Here is a 24,004-nt window from a genome sequence, read left to right on the forward strand (position 1 = left end):
TGGGACACCGATGTTTTCATTAGTTAACATAATTAAGATTATGTTAACTAATGTTATAAGAAACAACAATTACGCCCAACCGATACGGCGAGCAGGCAATTGGCTGGCTGCAATAGCATTTCGAGACCTCTTTGCTTCTAGAACTTACAGATGCTGTTACGCCTCATCTTTTGAAGCTAATTCTCGCTTAAACTCACTCGTTCGACTCTCCAAATGAACAGAACCGCCATTTCCAATCTGAAAGGTCGTCCCGGACCCAAACGATAAAATTCTAATATATTGCATATTAATCGTTGAAGCCTCGGAATCATTCAAAATCTCAACTTCATCTTCATTCACTTGCTTCGACCATGCCGTGAGTGGGATCTCTAAGGGTGTAGCCTCTCTATTATTGCTGTTAATCTCTTTTATGTTATATAGATAATTTTCTTTACTTCCCACGAATTTGGACTGAATCCGCTCTACAGATCCACATAAAAAAATCGAACTGTCAGACAGATTATTGATGTACACATCTTGTATACGCGAGGTGTGCATTTATTCACTGCCTTTTTGGACTTGATCTGGAGCACTGGGAGCATACTCTATCACGCTGTCAAACGCCGAAGAACAGTTAATCGTCTGGGTATCCCCTACTAAAAATACCGAAGAACCTGATATCGAAACCACTTTTACTGCGTTTACATTTATTTCTCTGTTAATCACGGTTACTTTCATGTGGTTCCCGCCTTCCAGTTATATTTATTTCCAAATGCCGCTCTATCGCCGTAACAATATCTCGTTTGATTTGTTCTACAATAGAAGCACTTTCCTCTTCTGTGTATCCGCGCCCTTCCTCTGAGGTAGGCAGCTGGCTCACATAGTCGTTAATTCGGCCATCCATCTGATTCAGCAGATCCTGAGTTACCATTTGGATATAGTTCTCATCAATACTTAAGTTCTGCTCTTTTTCTAACCGTGAAAATTGTGAAGGGACTTCCTCTTGGACATACTTCAGAATCTCTGGACGAATCTTATCCGATAAGGCGGTTGCAGTTGGTGCCCCTTCTTCTTGCTGACCGATAGGTTTTCCATTGACGATCGCTTCATCCAGATTATTTCCCTCATTGGGTGTTATGCCTATATTTAAAGTGCCTTCCAGCTTCTCGATTTTCAATTGTTCAAAATGATAATTTATAGGTCCTATACTTGCAGCTTTATTGTTCTTTATGCTGTCTACATCCCCTTTTAAATCTTGGAGCTGCTTCTCCAGCTGCTGAATCTTTTCTGATTGTAATCTTAATGTATTAAAGACTTGTTGAACATAATACGGGTGCATACAACCCCCTCCTATGGTTTATTGTATGCGAAGGATAAGCGCCTAATTCTAGCCTGTATATAGTTCAGTTGGCGGAGGCAAACGTACAAGAGGCGAATCACTTACCCCTGGTAATGGTGCAGGAGGAGATTCTGGAACGTCACTAGACTGATAACTATGAGACAAGGCATTAATTCGGCCGGAAGTGCCGATCTGCAGAACCGATGAATTAGAGATCGTACCAATTTTTAGATGATTGACCGATATGCACTGATACACCGTAATATTCATGTAAACCCACCCTTAAGGAGGCGATACTTGATCCACCACATCTGAATCCATCGTGTTCGTACTGCTGGCTGCATTATTCGTAATGTTTGTACCTATGGAGTCACCTATCGAGAAGGAGTTGGCACCGGCATAGATTTTGGAGTTACTGCTCAAGATGACGGATGCTGTATTTCCTACTAAAACTGTGGAACTAGGGCCCACGCTGTTGATTTTAATGTTACCGATGATTGAAACCACCAAACCACTCCTCCTTTCAGAATGATAACCTATTCTATGTAGATATTCGCCCAGATGTCACTGAATAATTCATACGACCATACAATAGATAAAAAATGAAGGAGGTTCAGCGTTCATGAGTCCAAATAAATCGAACCCTTTAGATTGGATGAACGAAGATCCCTTTTTTAAGAAAAAACTATCCTTAAAGTCGCTTGAAGAGCAATGGAAGCTGGATCCAAGCCAGATCGATGGTTATGTTGAAAAAATAATTAAAGAAGCTACCGCAGCGACCTCTTCGTCATTTACGAACGAAACCTCAAGTCTGCAATTTGAGCATCTAGACACACATAATTACTTGATCACGAAAATTCGTATTCCAAGTGGAATTCACCCGGAAAGTATTTGGGCACAAATTAATCGAACACAAATCAAATTAAGCGGTCTTAGAAAAGATCATAGCGAGATCATCCCACTCCCCATTCCAGTCAATCCGGATCAGAGCAGAGGAACTTATAAACAAGGCTCATTGCAATTCAGAATGCCAAAAATGTCATCAGGAAAATTTAGAGATATCGACATCCGTTATTTATAAAAAAACCCTTAAAATACCTCCTTTTTACTCGTCCAAGTGGTGATCTATCCTTAAAAAAACGTCTTAGAATCAAAACAGCGTATAATTTAAGTTATGCGCTGTTTTTTAGGGCGTTTTTCGCCCTTTTTATTCTTAATTTTGTCTTCAATCATAAAGGAATTTATAAGCTTCATTCTCCGAACTTTAAGGTTCCCTCGCTCATAAGATAGGGTATCAATCGCAAAGGTGGGCTATTTATGTCCAAAAATAAACGCGGTAAAGCACTCTGGCGCATGCCATCCCGAGGTAGAGGAACATGCCTGATCTGCGGCAGCACTCGCATTAAGCTTTTATACATCGGAAAAGGACTCTCTGGCGAAAAGGTTAACGTGTGTAAGAAATGCGAGGGTAAACAAGTAACTAACAGTAACTAAACAAAATTGTTCAGAGGATCTCCTGTCATCATTATTACAAGGCGAACGGATTACTAAAAAAGTGCAATCCTGTCATCGAACCTCGATGAAACTGAATCACACTTTGCTTAGTAATCCTCAACTTCAAAAACCTATGGGAGTTCTATACGATAACGTCTTTCCTCACTTACTAAATTGAATCCGACAGATTCATAAAGATGCAATGCAGAATCATTGTCTGTTAACACCATTAAATAAGCTTCGTCAAGTCCATGTGTTCTGAAATAATTTAACGCTTGAGAAAGCATGTACCTAGCAATTCCAAATCTTCTCCACGGCTCTAGTACAAAAACATTTTCAACATACCCACCGTTCTCTTCCTGCCATACCATCAAGCTGCCTACAACCCTCTCCCCTTCTCGAACAACCATAGAGTTCCAAAGCGGATTTTGCTTAAACTGAGATAGCCGTTCTTTTCCGAGTGGGGTTTCTGGCCAAACCTCAGCTTCTAATTCTAAATAATGATCTTCTTCTTGCGGCGTCTCCATCATCCAAGTTGCAAATTCAAATTCCTTTTTCAGTTCAGGTACAGTGTAGGAAGTATTAAGATTATGATTCATTTTAAATAAGCTGTTGTATTGACAGAAGCCCTTTTCTTTTTCAAAAAATAACGTATTTGCGATCTCGGATGCGTTATTCCCCACACATAACGTCGTTTTATACTCTGCTGGTAAAGTTTCCTTTAATTCAAGTGCTCTCAAAAGGAGCGTTTGATACAAACTATCCAATAGATCATAATCTTCTTCTCGTTCAGGTATTGTTTTCAAATTCAAATAGATCGAGTGTCTGCTTTCATCTGAGCGCCCAGGCGGCACAATATTAATGATCTCAACTTGACCTTTGGCAACCATTTTCCCATTTTCAAAGGCGCAGTACACATTCTCCCAGTTTTCCTCATCACCAACCCACCAAAAAACAGCATTTCCCCGCGAAGTAACCGAGTTATATAACTCCCCCAGTAATGGCATGTCCCCTTGTTCAAAATGACGAATCGTTAATCCTTCTGATGAAAGAAGCGTAGATTTTGTCAAAACAAAACCCCTTTTCAAATGAATTTATATTTATACATCAAGGTTAGCATACCTCTTCCAATTTCACCTGTTAATTAATAGTTATAATTAATTCTTATATACCGTAACATTTATCGAGTGAACCCTGTCTTACTTATATAGGGGGACTAAATGATGAAGAGACGATTTTTTATAGGCATTTCTATATTTTCAATGGGTATTGTAATAGCTTTAGGGATCGGTACAATATCAAATATCCTAACTCCATTTAAGAGTTTCTTGCTCACTGTAGATAATCAGTCGGATGATGAAATTAGCTCTATTGAAATAGGTTTATTGCATACGGACTCCAAGGAATTATTTACAAATCCCATCAAGAAAGGTGAAACGAAGAAGTTCAAACCTACACTGAGCTTAAGTGGTGAAGGTTCTATATACCTTAAATATACTGACGCAAAAGGACGATCCACCCAAGAAACGGTATGCGGTTATACAGAGTATCTATCTGGTTATTCAACTGTCACGATTACTAATGAGGGCACAACTATAGTTCAGCAATGTAATTAAATCCGTCTTCTAAGGGGCTGTCCCAAAAACCTTGAAATGGCTGCTTAGGAGATCCCTTGTTTTTGTAGTCAGATAGACGGTTGCACTCCATAAGGACGCTCCGCGAATGGACCGTTGTTCCAATCGCTGTTGTGTCCAGATTTTTTCATTTTCCCTTAGCGGTTAAAATCCGGAAACAAAGATGACCGCTATCGCTTTTCCACAATCAGTCCGTTCTCTCCGCTGTGTAAGCGGGAAAATGGAGTTACCACACAACCATTTCAAAGAAGAGGTTTCTTTTGCACATTCAGTATACCAAGCTCAGGAAATCCTGCGAAGCGAGGAAGGCTATGCTTTGTCCGTACGTCGCTTCGCGGCATGTGTTCGAAGAAAATAAATTAATAGACTGAGTAATGTCCATTTAAATGGCTACCAGCGAACACATTCTTGTCGTCGGCATACCGATCGCGGCCCGTCCCGTTGCATCCGAAAGAACCATGAGCACGAGTTGCAAGCGCGCTGCTCAGCCGTTTGCTAATCGCCATGCCAGTCTACAACTTTATTTTTCGAGTCGCCACATACCCTCTAAGCCTGTCCACATATAACGGACGATGGATTTAAATCTCTTCATAGCAATAGAACGAGAAAAAATCTAATGTAATCTCACGTGAAAATAAGCCCACTACGCCTATACGGGCATTGTGGGCTTCGCTGCTTAATCTTACTTGTAAATTGAAGTATCAAGCGGAATAATGAACCCGCCGTCAACAGCTTGTGTCACATTTATTGCGATGTTCTTTACTCCAGAAATATCTACCTCAATCATCTGGAGATCACTATTAGGCGAAATCTTCTCTACTTTTTTAAGGAGCACATTCTTGTCATTATCTCTAATTTCAAGAGACTCCACCTCCTTGCCAATTGCAGCGAATTGCAGAACAAGCTTCTGATATTTGCCGTTAGGGCTGAGCGCGGTATATTTAATATTGGAATTAGGTGCGCTATATAGAACTTCCTTATAATTCTTGCCGCCGTATTTGGTCAGTGCAGGGTCCTTGGTATGCAGACTGGTGTTAAAATCCTCCTGCTTCACGGGAACGCCTGCCTGCTGTTCGCCAATAATCACCTCTTTGGCTGTCCCGTCATAATTCACCGGAACATCCAGCAGCTCAGAAACAGATCGTACCGGAAGATACGTAGTTCCTTTATAGGTAATGGGAAGTACCGCTTTGCCATTCCCATCTTTGAGAGGGGTAATCTCCCCGTTCACTCTGATTTTTAATTCTCCGTTTAACAACGCTTTAATTTCTTGAAGCTGCGAGCTAGCGAAAGCACCTGTGCCTATGCCCACTAAAAGTATCATGGTACCGCATAAAGTCGTAACAACCTTCTTCTTCATTTCTGTTTTCCTCCTCTTGGGATTTCTTCAAATCCAGGTGCTCCGCAAACAACGGTTATTTGAGAGATAATCTCTTTGAAAGATGACGCTACATGCGGGATATTCTCTGCGGAGTTGAATATTTTACCATATTATATCACAAAGCCCAATGCTTCATTTCCAATTCCCACTTCTTCCAAGCCACTGATTAACCCAGCCCTTTCTAAAAGCATATAACTCTTCTTCTGTGTATTATCATCAAAACACGAAAAAAGGCGCTCCCGGCTGTAGTCCAGAAGCGCCTACTTCATTCCCATAGCAGTGCCAACTACACGCCAACCCGCGGGCAGTCTCTTTCAATTTTTGAATTAACTGACTCACTCGTCCCTGGGATACACCGATAAGCTCGACGAACTTTTTTTTGTAATGTAGCCGGTTACTCTTTTATGACCTCCACCAGTCGGACGAGCGTATCCTTGCTATGGTTCTATTTGAGCATATAATCTCGCCACCCTCCTGGCTGTCCACCCCAATGCATCCAAAAGAATCAGGAGCTCGAGCTGCAGCCTCGCTGCTCAGCGGTTTGCTAATCGACATGCCAGTCTACAGTTTTATTTTTCGAGGTAAAATACTTTATTTTCTTCTGACAGCATGGAAAAAGTGACGCTTGAGGTCGGTTGGCTTTTACTTGCTATAACCAAAAACAAAGAGCAGCAATTCTCCACTGACGGGAGAATTGCTGCTCTTTTGACCTTTTTGCGGTTTAAAAATGGAGAGTTGGCTGTCTCTAATCGTAGAAAACCTACTTTTTCACTTGGAAAGTATGTCGGGTCAAACCCTAAAGGATTTGACCGCGCAACACTTCATCGTTATGCATTCCCTGGAAGATTTAATTGCCAGGTCACACCAAATCGATCCGCTACCCAACCAAACTTCGGACTAAACGGATAGCTTCCAAGTGGCATTAGGACCTGTCCACCTTGCGCTAATGATTCGTAGACCCGATCAATTTCAGCTTCACTCTCACAATTTACATATAAGGATATCGCTGGCGTAAAGGTGAACCCATGCTGAACATAACTATCTATACACATAAATACTTGTCCATGTAAAGAAAAAGAAGCCTGCACAACACTCCCTTCAGGTCCTGCTTCGTTCGCTCCATAGCGCTTAACGCTAATAACTTCAGAATCATCAAATAAGGTAGTATAGAAATTCATAGCTTCTTCTGCTTTCCCTTCGAACATAAGAAAAGTCATTATCTTTTGATTCGTTTCCTGCATAATTACCAGCTCCCTATTGTGATTTAATTTAAATCATCTCATATCATTAACGCTTTCATATACTTTCAAACGGGCATACACGGTCTCGAGAACCGGATACGCATCTTGACCCGTTAAAGCCATAGCCAGAAGAGCACCATGCAGATGATCTGCTTCTACTGGTAATTGCTTATGCATATCCCGATGCATGGATGAAGTAAATTCGGGCAACACAGAAAGCATCTTTTGCATCGTGGAAGCTGTGTTTTCCGGTCCCACAGGCATTCCAGCATTTTGAGCCAGGCTCACAATCTCTTGCAGAAGTCGCTCATAGATAGCACGTGCCTTTGGAGATGCCAAAATAGGTCCAACTGAGCTATCCATTAAGGTTGTAATCCCACTTAAACTAGCTACAAATATATATTTTTGCCACACTTCACGCTGAATGTCAGAACTTAATGTCACTGTGAAACCAGCATTATCCAAATGGCTCAGAAGCAACTGTGTTCGTTCGGACTCACCACCTGCCCATTCACCAAAAACAATACTATGGAACGAGCTGCTTTGGACAATAGTACCTGCTGTATCTAGAGTTGTTTCTATATAACAAAGACCACACAATACATGTTCTGGACCAAAACGATTCTGCAAAATGCTGAAATGATCATAACCATTGAGGAGCGGGAGGATAAGTGTATGTTCACCCACGTAGGGTTCGATGTCATTCATCACCTGAGACAAATGGTATGCCTTGACAGCTATAATAATGCAGTCGAAAGGTTCTGTTTCTTCCTCATTAGAAATCGTTCGTACAGAAGTCTGAAAATCACCGTGAACACTTTTTACGATCAACCCGTCTGCTTTTAACTGAATCTGTTTGGCAATACGAACAAGAAAAGTAACATCTTCTCCTTTTTGAGCTAAACGCCCACCGAAATATCCACCTATAGCTCCTGCACCCACGATAAGAAATCGCATGATAGTCTCCCCTTTTTTTCCTTAATTTGAACAAACAAACAAAAAGACCTATTAGCTATTTGCTAAACAGGTCCGAAAGGCAAAAAAAGAGTCAAGTATCGACCGTTCTTTTGTCTCGGTCCTTACGGATCAGAGCAAAATCCAACGAGTTCACCTCCATGGCTACAAGTATATTTCTATTCATATCTAAAAACCTATTAGAGCGCCATTCGATGATTTAATCGATACAGCCTCCCTGGAAAGTATAGCAAAAGAAAACATCACTGTACAAGCATAAACGCCATCCACGTCCCTACTCTTCTTATAGACTAGTAGTTTTGATCCACAATTTTGAGATATCCAGAAATCCGAATGAGCTGGTGTGAAGACCAAACAAGCATTGATTTAGCTGCGCTTTTTTATTCATATGACAACCATATAGCACCCAATAGTTGTCCCTAAGCACGCCTTCTGCCTGATTCAGCAATTTTATTCTGTTTTCCTTAGGGGATTGCGTGAAATCAGTGAGTACCTCTGAGAATAACAAGATCTGGTCGTCTCTCAGCAGAGAAAATAGATAATTAAGTTTATTATTAAAGTAGTTAACCATCCCCCACTGCCAATCATCTTCTAGAACCTCTTCAGCAAGGAGGATTTCGGCGGTGTTCTTTATGTCTGCTGAGTTAAATTCATTGAATAAATACAGTTCAATTTGCAGGCCTACTGAAGCTGCTCGTGCTTGAAGCCACAGCGCTTCTTCTCGCTCTTCTTTTTTATCCTTTGTAGCTAAAGTTAAGATTTCTCCCTGATAGCCGCTTGCTACTAGAAGATCTCTCGCTTGTTCCAAGGCAGGCTCAACAATGCTTCTCTTACTGCTCTCCCAAGGTAAAAAGCTGTCAGCAGGAGTACTACGGTTCCCTCCTAACTCCTTAATTAAATTCTCTCGGCTGTAAAGAATTCTCATGGCCTGCCGAAAAAATTGATGTTGATGAACTCCTTCCTTATGGAAATTGAATAAGAGATATCGGCATCCCAAAGCAGGGTAGTCAATACTGTGGTTACAGATGATATTTGGTAATAAACCCTCCTGAACGGAGTCTGGTAGATCATACAATCGTTCACTTGAAGCTTGTTCTGGCAAATACCAGATTTCTACACGATCTAGTAGCGGACGTATACCGTAATAATAATCAAATGCCGCGAGGACTAGCACATCTTCATTTAGATCTAATAAACGATAGGGTCCAGTTCCGCTCACCTCATTAGCGAGATCTATATCATAAGGAAGAATCGACATATGAATACAGCTGAACATGTGTAGAAAAAAGAGATTGGGACGAGACAGCTCAAACCGGATCCTGTGATCTCCTTCAAGCTCTACTCGTTCTATATCTTTGTATAGGCTCAATGCTGGACTATTCAAATCTATAAGGCGTTGAAATGTCTCTTTTACGTCTTTGGAGGTCATTATCCTGCCGTGATGGAATCGCACACCTTTACGAAGATAAAAAATATAACTTGTACAATCTTCATTGGCTTCCCACATATGAGCCAGACCAGGGAGAAAAGTATCACTTCCTGCATCATAGGAAACTAATGTGCTATAAATTTGTCCGAGTAAATAGGATTCAAACGCGGTGTAAACATAAGCTGGATCTAGCTCTTCCATATGCCGGTTACGTGTAATTCGCAGGACGTCCAATCCTGATGTTGACTCTGTTTCACTACGGAAGCCCATCTGTTTATTTAACACCATTAATAACCGTTCCTTTAATGGGTCACTAACTTGGCCACGACTTAATAGCTCTATAGCTTGCTTAATCTTCCCCTTACTAATGAGTTCCTGAAAGCTGTCCTCCAGCACCTCTTCAATCGTTCGAAGAAAAGTTAACTGCGAGATATTTCCACGCCCTCTTCCCGGCTGCCAATGGATAAACCCCTGCTCTTCAAGCTTTCGAAGAATAAACTTTACGTTACGAGGAGTACAGCACAGAATCGTAGCCAGTCTATCTATGGTGACAGGAATAGCTTCCCCTATATCTATTGGGGATGGGATGGCTATTGCTAAACATAAAAAATGATTACTTATATGGTCCACGATCGTTCACTCCTTTAAAGGTGAAACACTTTAAGTATTTCTTACACTTTTACTTCCCCCTTTTATCATTATAATTATACATATATCAGCAATGAATATGCAGTACTAATATTATAGCTATCAGATTAGGAGACCTTTTCAATTATGAATCAGCATCTAAGGCATGTTCACCCACTAGCATGGACTATCATTATCGGTACGATGTTCGGACGTTTAGTAACTTCAATGAGCATTCCGTTCTTATCCATCTATTTAACCCAGGTCCTTGGAGCTACCCCCACTCAAACGGGAATTACCGTAGCCGTCAGCTCACTGGCGGGCGTAATGGCTAGCTTCTATGGAGGATACATTTCAGATATTGTAGGCCGTAGAATCGTCATGCTAATCTCCGTATTTGGCTGGGCAGCAGTATTCTTCGGATTCTCTGTTGCACAACATCTGTGGGTATTCTTCTTGGTCAACACCTTGAATGGATTATGCAGATCCGTGTTTGAGCCCACTTCACGGGCGCTTCTATCCGACATTACTCCAACTGAAAGTAAGCTGCTTGTATTCAATCTTAGATATGCTGCGATCAACCTTGGTGTTGTCTTTGGTCCGATTATTGGAGTGCAGCTCGGTTCTGCCGAGTCTACGTTTCCCTTTATGATCGCTGGGATTGTATACGTTGCATACGGGCTTGTATTATTCGTCCAATTCAAATTGCATCATTCAACCATGCAGAGTCATACTCAAGCTGAACCACCACGTTTACTTGAAGCCTTGGCAATAACCGGTAGAGACCGTGTCTTCTTGCCAGTTCTACTCGGTACTATCTTTTGTGTGCTTGGATACGGACATTTCGGCTCAACTATGGCGCAGTATTTAGCAATGAACACCCATTTCACAAATGGTGGGCAATTATTCTCCTATATGTTGTCACTCAATGCCATTACAGTGCTCGTGGTACAGTATCCTATCGTACGTACTGCTAGTAAGTTCTCACCGATTGTACCTTTGATTCTTGGAAATATATGCGTTGCACTTAGTCTTCTCTTAGTTGGTTTGGCAGAAGGTGTAGGCCTTCTTATGTTCAGTGTTGTTCTGTTTACAATAGGAGAAGTACTACTCTTCACGATGATGGACATGTTAATTGATCGGATCGCGAAGCCAGAAATGAAAGGTACGTACTTTGGAACGATTGGATTTAACAATTTAGGGAGTGTAATCGCGCCTATCTTCGGTGGTGTACTTTTAGATCATTATGGAGCCCAGAACGGCCTTACGATCTTCCTACCACTTGCTCTAACCACGGCTATAGGACTTCCTTTTCTAATCGTAGCGCACAAAAGGCTTGCTGCTAGAGAGAAGTTATCTCTTGATGTTGACACTAGTGCATAAATGGTTAATTCATTAAACTTAAGGGATATTTTGAAATCACCTACCGTTAGTTAACATATTAATTATTATGTAAACCTTTAAAATCCGTCGAACTTTTTCACAATAAGAGCGGGACCGTTTCACTGCAGAACATGCAATCGAGACGGTCTCTTTTTCACAAAAAAATCATGCTAATTGTAAACCCCCTGTATCAAATTCACCTGTTCCTTCACATATTGTCTCAGTTTCAAAGGTTCCATAATCTCTGCTTGTCCAAGTATCCCCCAAACATTCGTACATGCACTTTCATAGTTATACATATTTACAGTAAGGGTTATTTGATCTCCTTCCTCTACCCTATTCATGATCTCCAGCCCGTGTATAGAAGCCACTCGGCTCTTATTCGTTCTAATCAATACTGGGTAGATCTCTTCCTCTTTACAAGCTTGTTTAAATTCCCTCTCCTGCTGCTTCCAGTGCCCTTCTAAAGAGAAGTCCTGAGGGATAGCATACTCTTCCTCTATAAGCTGTGTAGTGGCGATTCTCTCACATTTAAACGTGCGGATTTGTTCGGCGTCTTCACAGTAGGCAATAAGATACCACTCTTCTTTTTTCACAACTAGACCATAGGGCTGTAATTTCCTGTTTGATATGACTCCGTTAATCTTGTGGTACTCAATCCATAGTTTATGAGATCTCCATACGGCAGCTCTAATCGATTCCAGACAAGGGATTTCTAAACGTTCTGACCACCACGGCGTATTATCGAAATAAAACCGCTTTTGTGCCTTCTGGATATCTGTCTGATAGGAAGCGGGTAATGTTTTTTCTAATTTCAGCAAGGTTGTCTTAAGCTTTAATCCGGAATGAGTATGACCGCCAGTATGGATCCCCATTCCAGTTAGATAAAGATTGATTACATCTTCCTCATGAAGCTGACTTAAGTTAACTGTATACCCCTTCATTAAGGAGATGCCACCATTCGGTCCCGGCGTGGATAACAGTGGGATTCCAGCTTCAGCTAGTACATCAATGTCTCTATAGATAGAGCGTACGGAGGTTTCCAAGGCTTGAGCTAGGTCATTGGCCTTCATCTTCCCTCTTGATTCTACTAATAATAAAATTGCGATTAAACGGTGCAAGCGCATGGGGATCCTCCAATTTTTTCTTTTTTAAAGTATACATCATAATTCCTGCCAATCTGTTGTCAACAATAGAAGGTTATGATTAGTTCAATACATAAAGGAGCTGATGCATATGAATATTGGCGTATTGGGAACTGGATTTGGAGCTTATCATGCGCAGTTATGGACAAAAATGGATCGAGTAGACAAATTAATTATCTATGGCAGAAACGAAGCGAAGCTGCAGGAGTTAAAACAGTCTTTAGGCGTTGAAATCACTACTGATATTGACGACATTATGCTTGATACCACCATCGATGTGATTGATATCTGTTTGCCCTCTGCTTTACATAGGCAATATGCTGTCGATGCGCTTAAGAATGGAAAACATGTATTCTGTGAGACACCGGTTTGCTACAATTTAGAAGATGCCTATGCGATGAAGGAAGCCGAACAATTATATGATTCGCGAATCCTCGTCAACCAGTTTATTAAATTCGATCCTGCGTACAAATATCTATATGAAGTAACCAATAAGGAGAAATACGGAAAGCTTTTATCCCTCACCTTAAAAAGAGAAACGCCTCCTTTGTGGGGAGACCTCGGTCTACATGCCATCGCAACCAATCTTATGATTCACGAATTGGATTTTGTGACCTGGATGCTGGGATCTACGGAGCCGCACTCCGTTTGGGGAACCGATGGTGGTAAAAGTGATCAAGCCTTAGTCCGTGTAACTTTTCAACAATCTAATGTATCCGTTGAGATCGTTGTTTCTTCACAGATGCCTACCTCGTATCCTTTTTCCGTGGGTTATGAGGCTTATTTTGAACGAGGCAAGCTTGTCTATCAAGAAAGTGACCACATGAATGGATCAATCGAGAGCACATTAATTGAATTTACCCCTTTAGGTAAACAGGAGCTTTTGTCAGAACCAGCTAATCCCTATGAAAAAAGTTTGGAGCACGCACTCCACTGTCTAGAGAATGGTATTTTATCAGAAATTGAGTTTGACGCTGCCTTGCAAGCAATAGAATTAGCCATTAGGATTGGAAAAAAGCTTGTATAAATGGATCAAGGGGTGTTATATCCTTTTTCATGGGGTTTATTTGTAGGGTGAGTTTACGTATATGATTTATGATAGTGGCTGGGGTGAGTATTGGAATTTGAATTATCTATTGTGAATTTTTCATATGATGAAATTACAGAATTATTGTGAGAATATAGTCTTTTTTAAAAGCTATACTTGGTGCTTGTTCATGAAAGGCTATTATTTCACAAGGCTGCGAAAGGGATTATATGCTTCAAATTTAGGTAGCTAATGATAATTGGAAGCAGAAATACGAATCAGTTAACATAATAATTATTATGTTAACTGATTTCAAGGAGTCGACTCTCCACACACTTTTACCTCTGTTTTATCGCAAGTGCAAACCTCTCTATCGTCTCTTTGGATAACCCATTTACACTCATGCCCTTCCCTTTTGCCATCCGCAGAACCAATCGATCTAATAAAGTGAACTTCTCTTCATAAATCTCATCTCCGAACACTTCTTTTGTAATTGATTGGTCATACAGCTTCTCTGGAAATGAAGATTTCAATTCCTGTGCGGCCTGCTCCCCCTTCGCTCCTGCACAAATAAATAATCCAACGCGCTTCTTACTTAGTTCATTTTGATATTTTGAAGTAAACTCCATCATTTGTTTTTGTATTTTCCCATAATAAATAGATCCACCTAAGATGACCGTATCATATCGCTCTAATGCCGGCTCTTTAGCAAGCATCAAATTGACTACTTCAGTCTCTTCACCCAATTGATTTTTCAATAAATAAGCCGCTTTCTCCGTACATCCATATTTGGAAGTATAAATAATAATTGTCTTCATTCTAATCACTCCCCTTCACGCTCTGATCTTCCTACTGTGTTAAAGGTGTACTTATTTACCTGTTTGCTATAGAAACCATTGAATCCAAATAACAAGAAATGAGTGCTTCGACCTGTTCTTCAGGCAAATCCTTTTCTACAATCAAACGCATAATTAATCCGAATGCAGCACTCCATATCACTTGAGCAGTGAGCTCTATAGAAGATTCCTTATGGAGTTCTTTCGATCCGAACCTAGATAAACATTGGCAGAGCATACCAATCGCTTTACGCTCCTGAGCAGCTCCCTTGAATAGAACAGCTGTGTAACTAAGAACAGCCGGTGTATCGTTCAGCATTACATTACGGTACTCTACACTTGTCGAAAGGGTCATCCTGATCCATTGCTCAAGCGATTGTCTCAAAAGCTTCTCTGGTGGCAGTTCATGCTCCGCCTTGCGCTGTACGGACTGAAGCTCGGTGACCATATCTGTATATTTTTGTTGCAAATATCTCACCACAATTTCATCTTTACCCTGGAAGTAATGATAAATAACTCCCGGTGAATACTCGATTTTCTCTGCAATTTTGCGAATAGAAAGCTTCTCAATACCTTCTTCTGCAATCAACAAAGCCGCGGCCTGTAAAATCCTTTTCTTCATTTTCTCACGTTCACGCATTTGCCGTTGTTCTTTATTCATCTTAATGTCTCCTCATAATTTGAACATCGTTTAATCATTGAACACTGTTAAATATATATAAGTTCTTTTATTATTTTCTATATAGTAAATCACACACAAATCCCGCCCAGTTAATGTAATATCCAGACATAAAAAATCCGTCAGTCCATATAGACTGACGGAGGAACCCTTATTCATGAAGTTAAAGGATTACAGACAAAGAGTTTTAGTGATGATAACCAACAGGATAAACAGAACCAGAATTGCTCCTGTGGAAGTAAATCCACCGTATCCGCCTGCGAATTCGCCCATTTTAACTCCTCCTTTGTAATTGAGTACATCATAAGATATGCTAAATCCCCATCTGTGCTTGGGTGAAATGAACAAAAATAACCCAAACAATCCTGCTGAGATCGTTGGGTTATTAATTTAGTTAACATAATAATAATTATGTTAACTAAATGTGCTTTTAACTTAACTACCATAAGATAACCATTCATTTAAACTGACTACAATACCATTGTTTTCTTTTCAATTATTAACTCTATTATTATTTAATGTATTGAAGTACTGGCTCGGATTGCCTTGAGGTGGATTATAACGCTCTTGAAATTCTCCATTTGTGTACTCCCCAATCACTCTTTGCCAGAAATTACGAGCAGGCGTATTCGCACGTACCTGTGACACCTTCCAATCACCTGGGTACATGTCAAACAACTTATGTGCAGCCCAGGTTCCTACTCCGCTCCGGCGATATTTCTGCATTACAAAAAACTCTGTCATATAAAATTGCCCTTCGGGATTACGCAGCAACCGTTCTACCAAAGCAAATCCAGCAATATGCTCGTCCACTTTGAACAAATACACAAATTTATTATCGCCACTACTCCAAAATGATTCTAGTCCCGGATAAGCTGGGTATACGCCATCTTGGTCTACATCAAGCTCCAGATAACGGGTAAAATCATATAAATAAAACTGCATAAGTTTGCTTATCGTCTGTTTCCGCTCTCTGGGAACCAGCTCCATTCCAAGTTCCATTAGGTGCACCTCTGCCATTTATGTTTACTTCACATCATATAACTTAGTTCCTTTAGGAGCAAGTTCCCCCCTTTTAATTAACTCTAATCAAAGCCCATAGGGGCTAAAACATGATAAGATAGAAGGAAGAAATTATAAGAAAACTATGGAAAAAGGTGAATCACATGAGCGTTCAAAAGAACGATGACCGTAAAAAACTGGATCTAAAGCTACCTCTCATGCCTTGGTTCGTTCAGCAGTTCATTGACTATAAACGTCCTGATCTATCCCCCTCCACCCTCCTGGAGTATATTCGGGACTATGAGTCCTTTTTCGGATGGCTACGTGCCGAAGGTCTCTCTCAAGCCAGCTCCAATACAGAGATCACGCTACTTGAATTAGAAACCCTGCATATGGATAGTATTGTTGGATACCGTCTGCATCTCACAACCCGTGCAGAGGGAACAAATACACGTGTAACCGTATCTCGTAAACTGTCTGCATTACGCTCATTATTTCATTATTTAAGTCAAATCGCTGAGGACGAGAATTTCTATCCTTTGCTTAAACGAAATATTATGGCCAAGGTAGAAGTTAAACGAACGCATAAGCCTAAGGATACCGCTGCTAAATTAAAGGGCAAGATTCTAGAAGATGAGGAACTGCTGGAATTCGTGGGTTATATTTTTGAAGGATATGGACGAGATGTTGAAGGAAACAAGCAGGCTTATTATTCTTTTCAATTAAATCGTGAACGCGACGCCTGTATTGCCAGCTTAATTCTTAATTCTGGCCTCCGGGTATCTGAAGTAGTCAATCTGAACGTGGATGATCTGGATATTAACAACAAGCTACTCTATGTCACTCGAAAAGGGAATAATGATGAAACCTTCAAAACCCCTGTTTATTTTCGTGAACAAGCAAAGGATGATTTAGCTCTTTATCTAAACCTGCGTCAATCTCGTTATAAAACACCAAAGAGGGAAAAAGCATTGTTTATCGCTTTGCCCAACGGACGTCAAGAAGGTAAACGTATGACCAAAAGGGCCATTCAAGAAATGATTATTAAATACGCAAAACGTTTTGGTAAGCCCTATTTAACGGTACATAAGCTTCGTCACTCTTTTGCTACAGACTATTATCTGCAAAATGATATTTATAAAACAAAAGAACAGCTCGGGCATGCTTCCACAGAAACAACCGAAATCTATGCTCACCTCACAGACAAAACGATGTCTGAGGCGATTGAACGTCGTTTGGATAGTTAATTTTTCGCAAAAACCCGGCCATACCTCCTCCGATTTTTATGGAAAAGGTGTGGCCGGTTCTCTTTCTACATTGTATAGAAAGACTGATCAGATTAGCATTATGTTAAATTATTGGCTTTTCTATTGTGAATTTTTCATATGTTGAAACGTTATAAATAATATCGTTGGAATATTAGTTTTAGCTATTTCCGTTCTATTGTTAATGTAAAAAGTACATTTCATCTTTATCCTATCCACGAATTTCTCCAGGAAGCTTGATAATAGTTACTTTAGCTCCCGCAGATATTCCATTTTCCGCTGGTGAAAAAACTATCAGACAATCGCTATCCTTGATCGTGACCGTCACAGAAGATTCGTCAATAGCTGCTGGAAAGGCATAAAGACTACCATCCCGGATCTCTAGTCGTGCTCTAACAAATCGGGTAAAGTTATTTACTCTATTATAATCTGCACCAAGTGTAGCTCTCCATTCAGGCAAGAAGGGTTGTGAGGCACTTTGCATTAATCTGATAACGGGACGTGCGAACAATTGAAACCCAACGAAACAAGCACCTGGATTACCTGATAGGGCTAACAGCAGCTTCCCCCCTCTAACAGCAGCAGTGGTAACGCTCCCCGGACGCATCGTCACTTTATTAAACAACATATCTCCACTCTGTTCACGTACCAAATCGCCCATAATATCATAATCTCCTACCGATACACCACCCGTTGTGATTACAAAATCATAAGTTTCCAGCGCCATCTGCACTTTACTTCGGGCCAGCTCCAGATCGTCCACAATGGATCCCAGCATCACTGGCTCCCCGCCTGCCTCTTTGACTAAAGCCTCAAGCATAGGAGAGTTGCTGTTTCGAATTTTTCCGGGCTGTAGCGGTTCATGTACCTCTAGCAGCTCTGTTCCTGTCGCAAAGATTGCCACCTTAGGCCGACGATAGACTTTCACTGTATGTATACCAAACGCTGCCAGAACAGCGATATCCCCCGCAGAGATTAATCGTCCCGCTGGCAGCACTAGCTCGCCAGGACTTAACTCCAGCCCCATCGGTGTGATATTAGAATTCGCTTCCTGCTTCTTACGAATACCAACGAAAGTCTTTCCATCCTCCACACGTGTCTCCGTTACTTCCAGCATTACTACAGTATCTGCCCCTGACGGAACTTGTGCCCCTGTCATTATTCTTGCTGTTGTTCCCGAAGTAATATCTACAGATTGCACAGCGCCACATGGAATATTGTCCACCATTTCTAACCATACGACTTGTCCATTTACACAGAGATTCGTATCCGCTGCGATAATCGCATATCCATCCATGCTCGAACGGTTAAACGCTGGGAAAGGATGCGGAGCAATTACTTCCTCAGCTAAATAGCGACCACAACACTCATTCAACGGGACCTTCTGTGGCTCTAACGGATTAGCAAATTTGATTATTTTAGCTTGTGCCTCTTTTACTTGAAGTGCTCTGCGCTGAAATTTATGATCCTCCATACAAATGCCTCCGCTCTAAATCGTCCATTTTTCAGTATAATAGGTACTATTTTAACATGAGACATCCTGAAGATAAATGAATTGCGGAAACGGCAAAATCCTTTACCTATTTCAACTACAAAATTGCACAAAAAAAGATGCGATCACAAGATCACATCTCCTACGATTCATTTCTAGGATGCTCTAATAACCTTTACATCACCAGGAATTACTTTTTCTCCTTCATAAAGCATGAACCGTCCATGTTGCCATTCCACACGCAGAAGCCGAGAATCGTCTGACTGATATTGCCATACATGCTGTTCTCCACCATTCATAAAAGGGGTTTGGCCAGCAACAGCAACATATCCTTCATACTCTTCCTCCAGAAAAAATGTATAATCATCCAGTTCAAGAGTTGTTGGAACTTCAGCAGGATTATCTAAGCGCCCATCGATAGGTTTATACAAACCATATTGTAGCTGTTCCCGCTCCTCAATATGCAAATAGGCAATTTGACTACCATCTCTTAAGGTCAGTACTACTGCGTTTCGTCCACGATTATGAGTCCTACCGGTTACCTCGTAGGTAACGAGTGATACTTCACAGATGTCTCCGGGAGACAAATTAAGCATACTTTTCTGTACTTCCTGAGTCACTGGTTTGGAGAAAAGATTACCTATACGTTTCCATATACTCAATTTGATCATTCCCCCTACATAAATGCAGAAATAATTAAAGCTCCCGTAATTTGCAGTGAGCCTGATAATAAGCCGTATCCAATTTTGCCAAGCTGTGTCCCATGATCCAGGTCCAGATTCCCCCATTTAGCTAAGAGAAGACGGACCGTTCTTTCCAATATAAGCAAAAGAAAAAAAGATACAATCGAGACCAACAAAGCATCTGGCAAACTGTTAGATGCAGCTATCGATGACGATAAAATGAATGCCTGTGCTAATAGCTTCATCACAAAACGTGTAGTAACTGCCATATTTCCAGCCTTTAACTCTTCTAGATCATTGTATCGAGTGAAAAGTGAATCCACAAACATTAGCACAAACAGTAACACCGCACCGCTCACCGTCCACACGACCATGGACACCAGGATATGGAAATCCATTCAAATAGCCCCCGCTTATTCATTTTGCATGCCTGTCATAAGCATAGATAAAGCGAAGTGGAAACGATATTCCTGTCTCCCCTTCGCCTGTGAACATCAGCCGTGAATCGGCTAAGATCAAATGTTATTGCTTCTCATATTGTTTCATCAGAGCAGCCAATTCATCTTCTACTGCTTGATCTTTGTTCAGCTTCTCGAACTCATCATCAAGTGATTTGTTGCCCGAGCTCATTTCGTTGCTTGCTTCTGCTTGAGCTTCTGCTTGCAGCATTTTTTCTTCCATACGCTTCAGACCAGCAGATGCGGAATCAGAGCTGAAGCCGCTCATCGCTTTATTAATTTCAGTTTGAGCTTTGGCAGCATTATAACGAGCAACCAAGCTTTCGCGTTTGTTCTTCATTTGAGTAAGTTGCTTGCGCATTTCGTCAAGCTTCCCACGAAGATTATCCGCAGAGGCTTTGTTCTGATCGAAGCTAGCTTTATATTCTACCAATTTAGCTTCAGCAGCCTTTTTCTCTTCCAGAGCACGGCGAGCGAGATCAACGTTACCAGCTTGAGCTGCAGCATGTGCCTGTTGTGTACGTTTGTTAACAAGCGCTTCCTGTTCTTCATACAGCTGCTTGAATTTCTTTTCAATAGCGATTTGAGCCGCTACCGCTTTTTCTGCATCTTCCAAATCTTCGGTCATATCACGAATGTACTGATCCGTCATTTTAATTGGATCTTCTGCTTTGTCAATAATCGCATTCACATTAGACATCGTTAAATCGCGCAATCTTTTAAATATAGACATGGTTTCATTCCTCCAAAAGATAATTTAAAAACTCACTTGATATCTTTTACGCAGAATTGCCAATCCCGTTTCAAATTTGTTGCGCTAAATATTGATTAACTTTATTATTTACAATTTCTACGACTTCCATAATGCCTTCTTTCGTGATCTCGTCGTAATGAATGCCCATAACAACTGTGACCGTCTTGTTCAGCGCCTCCGCTACCTTGACCGCAATTGATTCGCTTATCGTGTGCTCTTTATGGTGAGGAACCGCAGAGGTTTGCACCTCAACCTGATCTCCATTTAGATAAGCCGTACTTGACGCTCCGATATGATGAACGCCACCACAAATTACGAGCAAGAGATCACGTCCGACAGCCGTCGCCGTCAGCTCAATATCATCAGGATTAATCTTGTTAGAAGCCAATAGTATCTCCTCACTACTCTACTTTATATAATGCCACGTATTTCATCCAAGGATTGAATATTTTCTTGCACCATGAATTGCTCAAGCTCTTCAACAAGCTGACTACCCGCTCTTAAATTCATGAAATTGTAGGTTCCCACCTGAATTACCGAAGCACCTGCCATAATAAATTCAATAATATCAGTAGCTGTGGTGATGCCCCCCATTCCGATCACCGGAATAGATATGTTCTGAGCAACCTGATGCACCATGCGCAAAGCCACTGGCTTAATTGCTGGTCCGGACAGTCCGGCATACAAGTTATTAAACACACTGCTTCTCCGTCTCACATCAATCTTCATACCGGAAATAGTGTTAATCAGAGAGACGGCATCTGCTCCCTCTTCCTCACACATTTGCGCCATTTCAACGATATTCTCAGCACCTGGAGACAGCTTTACCGCAAGTGGCAGCTTAGTAGCACGTCTAACAGCTTGTACTACTTTTTGAGCTTCAGAAGTCTTGATCCCAAATGCGATTCCACCCTCTTTTACATTTGGACAGGAAATATTCAACTCAATCATATCAACAGCTGTTTTACCTAAGCTTGATCGTAGATCAGCATCACGTTGGATCATTTCTGCTCCAAGTACGTAATCTTCAAGCGTCCCGCCCCCAAGATTCACCAAACGAGCGGTATCGAGTGTTTCCCAATAAGGGCATTCTTTTTCCAAGAACGCGGCTACACCAGGATTCTCCAATCCTACACTATTCAGCATACCAGAGGCTGTCTCATATACTCGAGTGCCAGGATTACCTGCTTTTGGATGGAGGGTGAGCCCTTTGCCTGAGATTCCACCTAGTAAAGATACATCATACAGCTTTCCGTACTCACGACCAAAGCCGAATGTGCCTGAAGCCATTACAATCGGATTCTTAAAATGCACGCCTGCAATTGTTGTGCTCATCTTAGTCATGGAATATCACCTCCTCTGAAAGGAACACAGGTCCGTCTGCACAGGCTTTTCGTTGTCCATCACGACATGAAACACTGCAGACAAGACAAGCACCAATACCGCAAGCCATTCGGTTCTCTAGAGAGAGGTAAACTTTTGTTTTGCTGCCTGCCTCTTCAGCTGCTATGCCTTTAAGCTGTGCAGCTTTAAGCATTGGGTGCGGACCGCAGACAAAAATATGATCATATTGACTAAAGTCTACACGATCCAAAATAAATCCGCCTACATCTACTGTAAGCTCGGCAGCCAATGGACGAAAGGCTTCTGTCCGATAAGCCTCCCGACTAAATCCTAGAAAGACATCACAACCGGGGAGCTGCTTTGCACAATAATATAGCGGCGCTATTCCGATCCCACCACCGATAAGTGCAACCTTCCCTTCTACCTGCGGGAATCCCGTACCAAAAGGTCCTTCAAGCTCCACAGAATCACCAGGAGTCAACCGAGAAAATATCTCTGTACCTTCCCCTACTACGTGATATAAAAATTCAATACTATCTTCGTTCACTTCATGTATACTTAACGGTCTGGAAAGGATGGGATAAGCTCCCCATGCCCGTAACATGTAGAATTGACCCATTTTACCGCCACTATTCGTTTCAACCTTAAGGTGGTACACTCCGTCTGTTAGCCTATCGTTACTTAAAACCATCCCCACGTTATCAAGCTCCTTCAAATTTTATCTTTATTAAGATTGCCTTAGAAGGAACATAAAATCTGTGACAAACTTCACATTCAAAGCGAGCTATCCTTTTTTCCAGATCCCACGTTCATAAGGTTTGGGTACGTTATGCACGCCTCCAAGCGCTTCTTCCGCATGTAAAGCCCAATATGGATCACTTAACATCCCACGGCCAACTGCTACCAGCTCCGCCCGTTCTTCCGCGACAATGGACTGTGCCTCAGGATAAGATTCAAGCCGCCCTACTGCAATTACTGGCACCTGTAATTCACTGCGGATAAACTCAGCCAGATCCACTTGATAAGCAGGTCCGGCATTGGGCCCGCCATTTGAACCTATTGGACCTTCCCCACCTGAAGAAACATGGAACATATCCACACCAGCATTCTTATACCGGCGGCAAATATCCAGGGCATAATTAGCATCATATCCGCCCTCTACATATTCCTTAGCAGATATTCTCATAATCAATGGCATGTCCACAGGAACTACTTCTCGGACAGCTTTAACTACTTGTTCTCCGAACAGCGCAGGATCTTGGCCATATTCATCTTTTCTGATATTGGTCAATGGTGAATGAAACTGGTGAATTAAATAACCGTGTGCACCATGAATTTCAACCGTATCAAATCCTGCCTCCACAGCTCTGCGCGCACCTTCACGAAAAGCTTCGATCAACTCTAAAATCCCATCCTTAGAAAGAGCCTGTGGCGTTTTAGATTTAGAATCAAAAGGAATTGCTGATGGAGCTACTGGCGGCTCTGCATCCACGGCTTTCCGTCCAGCATGTCCTAATTGAACTGCGATTTTTGATCCATAGGCATGTACACCATCTGTGATTCTACGATAAGCATCAATTTGTGAATCACTCCAAATTCCTGTATCTCGATTAGTGATTCTACCGTCTGGATGTACGCCAGTCATTTCCACGATAATAAATCCTGTACCACCAATAGCACGGCTTACATAATGAACATAATGCCAATCATTAGGGATACCATCCTCTTTATCCACCGAATACTGGCACATAGGTGGCATAACAATACGATTCTTCAGCGATAACCCCTTCAATTCATACGGTGCAAACAAATCAGACATTCATGTCTCCATCCTTCC

The 24,004-nt window shown here is 41.4% G+C and carries 29 protein-coding genes; 6 read left to right on the forward strand and 23 right to left on the reverse strand.

Features of this window, described 5'->3' with window-relative positions:
* Positions 1-156 precede the first annotated feature (156 nt).
* From R50345_RS16215 to R50345_RS16230, 5 genes are read right to left on the reverse strand one after another with little or no spacing between them, the layout of a single operon-like run.
* Complete coding sequence (locus R50345_RS16215; protein WP_042128199.1) at positions 157-537, reverse strand: hypothetical protein; 381 nt, start codon at positions 535-537, stop codon at positions 157-159.
* Positions 538-717 carry a hypothetical protein gene (locus tag R50345_RS16220; protein ID WP_042128202.1) on the reverse strand — a complete coding sequence of 60 codons (180 nt, stop codon included), beginning with the start codon at positions 715-717 and terminating at the stop codon, positions 538-540.
* Positions 698-1,318: a spore germination protein GerPC gene (gene gerPC / locus R50345_RS16225; RefSeq protein ID WP_042128204.1), complete on the reverse strand. Its 621-nt coding sequence runs from the start codon at positions 1,316-1,318 to the stop codon at positions 698-700. The genes R50345_RS16220 and gerPC overlap by 20 nt, the downstream gene beginning before the upstream one ends.
* Before the next feature lie 48 nt (positions 1,319-1,366).
* Positions 1,367-1,588: a spore germination protein GerPB gene (locus tag R50345_RS30840; RefSeq protein WP_081954099.1), complete on the reverse strand. Its 222-nt coding sequence runs from the start codon at positions 1,586-1,588 to the stop codon at positions 1,367-1,369.
* Positions 1,589-1,600: 12 nt separating this feature from the next.
* Complete coding sequence (locus R50345_RS16230) at positions 1,601-1,825, reverse strand: spore germination protein (protein ID WP_036687577.1); 225 nt, start codon at positions 1,823-1,825, stop codon at positions 1,601-1,603.
* Between the two features lie 115 nt (positions 1,826-1,940).
* Between R50345_RS16230 and R50345_RS16235 the strand changes: the two genes are divergently transcribed.
* Positions 1,941-2,399: an Hsp20/alpha crystallin family protein gene (locus tag R50345_RS16235; protein ID WP_042128207.1), complete on the forward strand. Its 459-nt coding sequence runs from the start codon at positions 1,941-1,943 to the stop codon at positions 2,397-2,399.
* A gap of 236 nt (positions 2,400-2,635) precedes the next feature.
* Positions 2,636-2,812: a hypothetical protein gene (locus R50345_RS31695; RefSeq protein ID WP_167348469.1), complete on the forward strand. Its 177-nt coding sequence runs from the start codon at positions 2,636-2,638 to the stop codon at positions 2,810-2,812.
* A 131-nt stretch (positions 2,813-2,943) separates the two neighbouring features.
* Here the strand turns inward: R50345_RS31695 and R50345_RS16240 are convergent, their stop codons facing one another.
* On the reverse strand, positions 2,944-3,882 hold the full coding sequence (locus R50345_RS16240; protein WP_331281333.1) for a GNAT family N-acetyltransferase: 939 nt from the start codon (positions 3,880-3,882) through the stop codon (positions 2,944-2,946).
* A gap of 150 nt (positions 3,883-4,032) precedes the next feature.
* On the opposite strand from R50345_RS16240, the gene R50345_RS16245 reads away from it, so the two are divergent.
* Positions 4,033-4,428, forward strand: coding sequence for a hypothetical protein (locus tag R50345_RS16245; protein ID WP_156114817.1), 396 nt, complete (start codon positions 4,033-4,035; stop codon positions 4,426-4,428).
* A 700-nt stretch (positions 4,429-5,128) separates the two neighbouring features.
* Here R50345_RS16245 and R50345_RS16250 read toward each other — a convergent pair.
* The 4 genes from R50345_RS16250 to R50345_RS16265 all read right to left on the reverse strand — a co-directional run bounded on the left by R50345_RS16250 (position 5,129) and on the right by R50345_RS16265 (position 10,102).
* The gene (locus tag R50345_RS16250) at positions 5,129-5,806 is read right to left on the reverse strand and encodes a stalk domain-containing protein (RefSeq protein ID WP_042128211.1); all 678 of its coding nucleotides are present in this window, start codon (positions 5,804-5,806) and stop codon (positions 5,129-5,131) included.
* Positions 5,807-6,654: 848 nt separating this feature from the next.
* Complete coding sequence (locus tag R50345_RS16255) at positions 6,655-7,068, reverse strand: VOC family protein (RefSeq protein ID WP_042128213.1); 414 nt, start codon at positions 7,066-7,068, stop codon at positions 6,655-6,657.
* A 33-nt stretch (positions 7,069-7,101) separates the two neighbouring features.
* On the reverse strand, positions 7,102-8,025 hold the full coding sequence (locus R50345_RS16260) for a ketopantoate reductase family protein (protein WP_042128215.1): 924 nt from the start codon (positions 8,023-8,025) through the stop codon (positions 7,102-7,104).
* 301 nt (positions 8,026-8,326) lie between these two features.
* Positions 8,327-10,102, reverse strand: coding sequence for an ABC transporter substrate-binding protein (locus R50345_RS16265; RefSeq protein ID WP_042128217.1), 1,776 nt, complete (start codon positions 10,100-10,102; stop codon positions 8,327-8,329).
* A 144-nt stretch (positions 10,103-10,246) separates the two neighbouring features.
* Here R50345_RS16265 and R50345_RS16270 point away from each other — a divergent pair, with 144 nt between their 5' ends.
* Positions 10,247-11,482 carry an MDR family MFS transporter gene (locus R50345_RS16270; protein WP_042128219.1) on the forward strand — a complete coding sequence of 412 codons (1,236 nt, stop codon included), beginning with the start codon at positions 10,247-10,249 and terminating at the stop codon, positions 11,480-11,482.
* Between the two features lie 170 nt (positions 11,483-11,652).
* Here R50345_RS16270 and R50345_RS16275 read toward each other — a convergent pair whose 3' ends face one another.
* Positions 11,653-12,609, reverse strand: coding sequence for a helix-turn-helix transcriptional regulator (locus R50345_RS16275; protein ID WP_042128221.1), 957 nt, complete (start codon positions 12,607-12,609; stop codon positions 11,653-11,655).
* 109 nt (positions 12,610-12,718) lie between these two features.
* Here R50345_RS16275 and R50345_RS16280 point away from each other — a divergent pair, with 109 nt between their 5' ends.
* Positions 12,719-13,654 (forward strand): Gfo/Idh/MocA family protein, encoded by a 936-nt coding sequence (locus R50345_RS16280; RefSeq protein ID WP_042128223.1) that lies wholly within the window; start codon positions 12,719-12,721, stop codon positions 13,652-13,654.
* 338 nt (positions 13,655-13,992) lie between these two features.
* On the opposite strand, the gene R50345_RS16285 is transcribed toward R50345_RS16280, so the two are convergent.
* The 4 genes from R50345_RS16285 to R50345_RS16295 form a co-directional block, all read right to left on the reverse strand.
* The gene (locus R50345_RS16285; protein ID WP_042128225.1) at positions 13,993-14,472 is read right to left on the reverse strand and encodes a flavodoxin domain-containing protein; all 480 of its coding nucleotides are present in this window, start codon (positions 14,470-14,472) and stop codon (positions 13,993-13,995) included.
* Positions 14,473-14,527: 55 nt separating this feature from the next.
* Positions 14,528-15,151, reverse strand: coding sequence for a TetR/AcrR family transcriptional regulator (locus tag R50345_RS16290; RefSeq protein WP_042128227.1), 624 nt, complete (start codon positions 15,149-15,151; stop codon positions 14,528-14,530).
* Positions 15,152-15,340: 189 nt separating this feature from the next.
* Positions 15,341-15,442, reverse strand: coding sequence for a sporulation protein YjcZ (locus R50345_RS31700; RefSeq protein WP_197069683.1), 102 nt, complete (start codon positions 15,440-15,442; stop codon positions 15,341-15,343).
* Between the two features lie 219 nt (positions 15,443-15,661).
* Positions 15,662-16,189 carry a GNAT family N-acetyltransferase gene (locus tag R50345_RS16295; RefSeq protein WP_052414626.1) on the reverse strand — a complete coding sequence of 176 codons (528 nt, stop codon included), beginning with the start codon at positions 16,187-16,189 and terminating at the stop codon, positions 15,662-15,664.
* A gap of 146 nt (positions 16,190-16,335) precedes the next feature.
* Here R50345_RS16295 and xerS point away from each other — a divergent pair, with 146 nt between their 5' ends.
* Positions 16,336-17,418, forward strand: coding sequence for a tyrosine recombinase XerS (xerS, locus tag R50345_RS16300; protein ID WP_042128231.1), 1,083 nt, complete (start codon positions 16,336-16,338; stop codon positions 17,416-17,418).
* 229 nt (positions 17,419-17,647) lie between these two features.
* On the opposite strand, the gene R50345_RS16305 is transcribed toward xerS, so the two are convergent.
* From R50345_RS16305 to R50345_RS16340, 8 genes are all read right to left on the reverse strand, one after another.
* Positions 17,648-18,910 carry a molybdopterin molybdotransferase MoeA gene (locus tag R50345_RS16305; protein ID WP_042128232.1) on the reverse strand — a complete coding sequence of 421 codons (1,263 nt, stop codon included), beginning with the start codon at positions 18,908-18,910 and terminating at the stop codon, positions 17,648-17,650.
* A 173-nt stretch (positions 18,911-19,083) separates the two neighbouring features.
* Positions 19,084-19,590, reverse strand: a complete 507-nt coding sequence (locus R50345_RS16310) for a DUF4178 domain-containing protein (RefSeq protein ID WP_042128234.1) — start codon at positions 19,588-19,590, stop codon at positions 19,084-19,086.
* Between the two features lie 14 nt (positions 19,591-19,604).
* Entirely contained in the window at positions 19,605-20,009 is a 405-nt protein-coding gene (locus R50345_RS16315; RefSeq protein ID WP_042128236.1) for a DUF350 domain-containing protein, read from the reverse strand.
* A 124-nt stretch (positions 20,010-20,133) separates the two neighbouring features.
* Complete coding sequence (locus R50345_RS16320) at positions 20,134-20,802, reverse strand: PspA/IM30 family protein (RefSeq protein ID WP_042128238.1); 669 nt, start codon at positions 20,800-20,802, stop codon at positions 20,134-20,136.
* Positions 20,803-20,872: 70 nt separating this feature from the next.
* Positions 20,873-21,211: a prenylated flavin chaperone LpdD gene (locus R50345_RS16325; RefSeq protein ID WP_231573789.1), complete on the reverse strand. Its 339-nt coding sequence runs from the start codon at positions 21,209-21,211 to the stop codon at positions 20,873-20,875.
* A 23-nt stretch (positions 21,212-21,234) separates the two neighbouring features.
* Complete coding sequence (locus R50345_RS16330) at positions 21,235-22,167, reverse strand: dihydroorotate dehydrogenase (protein WP_042128240.1); 933 nt, start codon at positions 22,165-22,167, stop codon at positions 21,235-21,237.
* Entirely contained in the window at positions 22,160-22,864 is a 705-nt protein-coding gene (locus R50345_RS16335; RefSeq protein ID WP_156114818.1) for a dihydroorotate dehydrogenase electron transfer subunit, read from the reverse strand. Before R50345_RS16335 ends, R50345_RS16330 begins: the two co-directional genes overlap by 8 nt.
* Before the next feature lie 87 nt (positions 22,865-22,951).
* Entirely contained in the window at positions 22,952-23,986 is a 1,035-nt protein-coding gene (locus tag R50345_RS16340) for an NADH:flavin oxidoreductase/NADH oxidase (protein ID WP_042128242.1), read from the reverse strand.
* Positions 23,987-24,004 lie beyond the last annotated feature (18 nt).

Source organism: Paenibacillus sp. FSL R5-0345 (assembly GCF_000758585.1).
GTDB lineage: Bacteria > Bacillota > Bacilli > Paenibacillales > Paenibacillaceae > Paenibacillus_AQ.

Excerpts from the sequence above, each read along its gene's own strand:
- R50345_RS16215 (WP_042128199.1), bottom strand. The coding sequence starts at position 537 with ATGCACACCTCGCGTATACAAGATGTGTACATCAATAATCTGTCTGAC.
- R50345_RS16220 (WP_042128202.1), bottom strand. The coding sequence starts at position 717 with ATGAAAGTAACCGTGATTAACAGAGAAATAAATGTAAACGCAGTAAAA.
- gerPC (WP_042128204.1), bottom strand. The coding sequence starts at position 1,318 with ATGCACCCGTATTATGTTCAACAAGTCTTTAATACATTAAGATTACAA.
- R50345_RS30840 (WP_081954099.1), bottom strand. The coding sequence starts at position 1,588 with ATGAATATTACGGTGTATCAGTGCATATCGGTCAATCATCTAAAAATT.
- R50345_RS16235 (WP_042128207.1), top strand. The coding sequence starts at position 1,941 with ATGAGTCCAAATAAATCGAACCCTTTAGATTGGATGAACGAAGATCCC.
- R50345_RS31695 (WP_167348469.1), top strand. The coding sequence starts at position 2,636 with ATGTCCAAAAATAAACGCGGTAAAGCACTCTGGCGCATGCCATCCCGA.
- R50345_RS16245 (WP_156114817.1), top strand. The coding sequence starts at position 4,033 with ATGATGAAGAGACGATTTTTTATAGGCATTTCTATATTTTCAATGGGT.
- R50345_RS16250 (WP_042128211.1), bottom strand. The coding sequence starts at position 5,806 with ATGAAGAAGAAGGTTGTTACGACTTTATGCGGTACCATGATACTTTTA.
- R50345_RS16255 (WP_042128213.1), bottom strand. The coding sequence starts at position 7,068 with ATGCAGGAAACGAATCAAAAGATAATGACTTTTCTTATGTTCGAAGGG.
- R50345_RS16260 (WP_042128215.1), bottom strand. The coding sequence starts at position 8,025 with ATGCGATTTCTTATCGTGGGTGCAGGAGCTATAGGTGGATATTTCGGT.
- R50345_RS16270 (WP_042128219.1), top strand. The coding sequence starts at position 10,247 with ATGAATCAGCATCTAAGGCATGTTCACCCACTAGCATGGACTATCATT.
- R50345_RS16275 (WP_042128221.1), bottom strand. The coding sequence starts at position 12,609 with ATGCGCTTGCACCGTTTAATCGCAATTTTATTATTAGTAGAATCAAGA.
- R50345_RS16280 (WP_042128223.1), top strand. The coding sequence starts at position 12,719 with ATGAATATTGGCGTATTGGGAACTGGATTTGGAGCTTATCATGCGCAG.
- R50345_RS16285 (WP_042128225.1), bottom strand. The coding sequence starts at position 14,472 with ATGAAGACAATTATTATTTATACTTCCAAATATGGATGTACGGAGAAA.
- R50345_RS16290 (WP_042128227.1), bottom strand. The coding sequence starts at position 15,151 with ATGAATAAAGAACAACGGCAAATGCGTGAACGTGAGAAAATGAAGAAA.
- R50345_RS31700 (WP_197069683.1), bottom strand. The coding sequence starts at position 15,442 with ATGGGCGAATTCGCAGGCGGATACGGTGGATTTACTTCCACAGGAGCA.
- R50345_RS16295 (WP_052414626.1), bottom strand. The coding sequence starts at position 16,189 with ATGGCAGAGGTGCACCTAATGGAACTTGGAATGGAGCTGGTTCCCAGA.
- xerS (WP_042128231.1), top strand. The coding sequence starts at position 16,336 with ATGAGCGTTCAAAAGAACGATGACCGTAAAAAACTGGATCTAAAGCTA.
- R50345_RS16305 (WP_042128232.1), bottom strand. The coding sequence starts at position 18,910 with ATGGAGGATCATAAATTTCAGCGCAGAGCACTTCAAGTAAAAGAGGCA.
- R50345_RS16315 (WP_042128236.1), bottom strand. The coding sequence starts at position 20,009 with ATGGATTTCCATATCCTGGTGTCCATGGTCGTGTGGACGGTGAGCGGT.
- R50345_RS16320 (WP_042128238.1), bottom strand. The coding sequence starts at position 20,802 with ATGTCTATATTTAAAAGATTGCGCGATTTAACGATGTCTAATGTGAAT.
- R50345_RS16330 (WP_042128240.1), bottom strand. The coding sequence starts at position 22,167 with ATGACTAAGATGAGCACAACAATTGCAGGCGTGCATTTTAAGAATCCG.
- R50345_RS16340 (WP_042128242.1), bottom strand. The coding sequence starts at position 23,986 with ATGTCTGATTTGTTTGCACCGTATGAATTGAAGGGGTTATCGCTGAAG.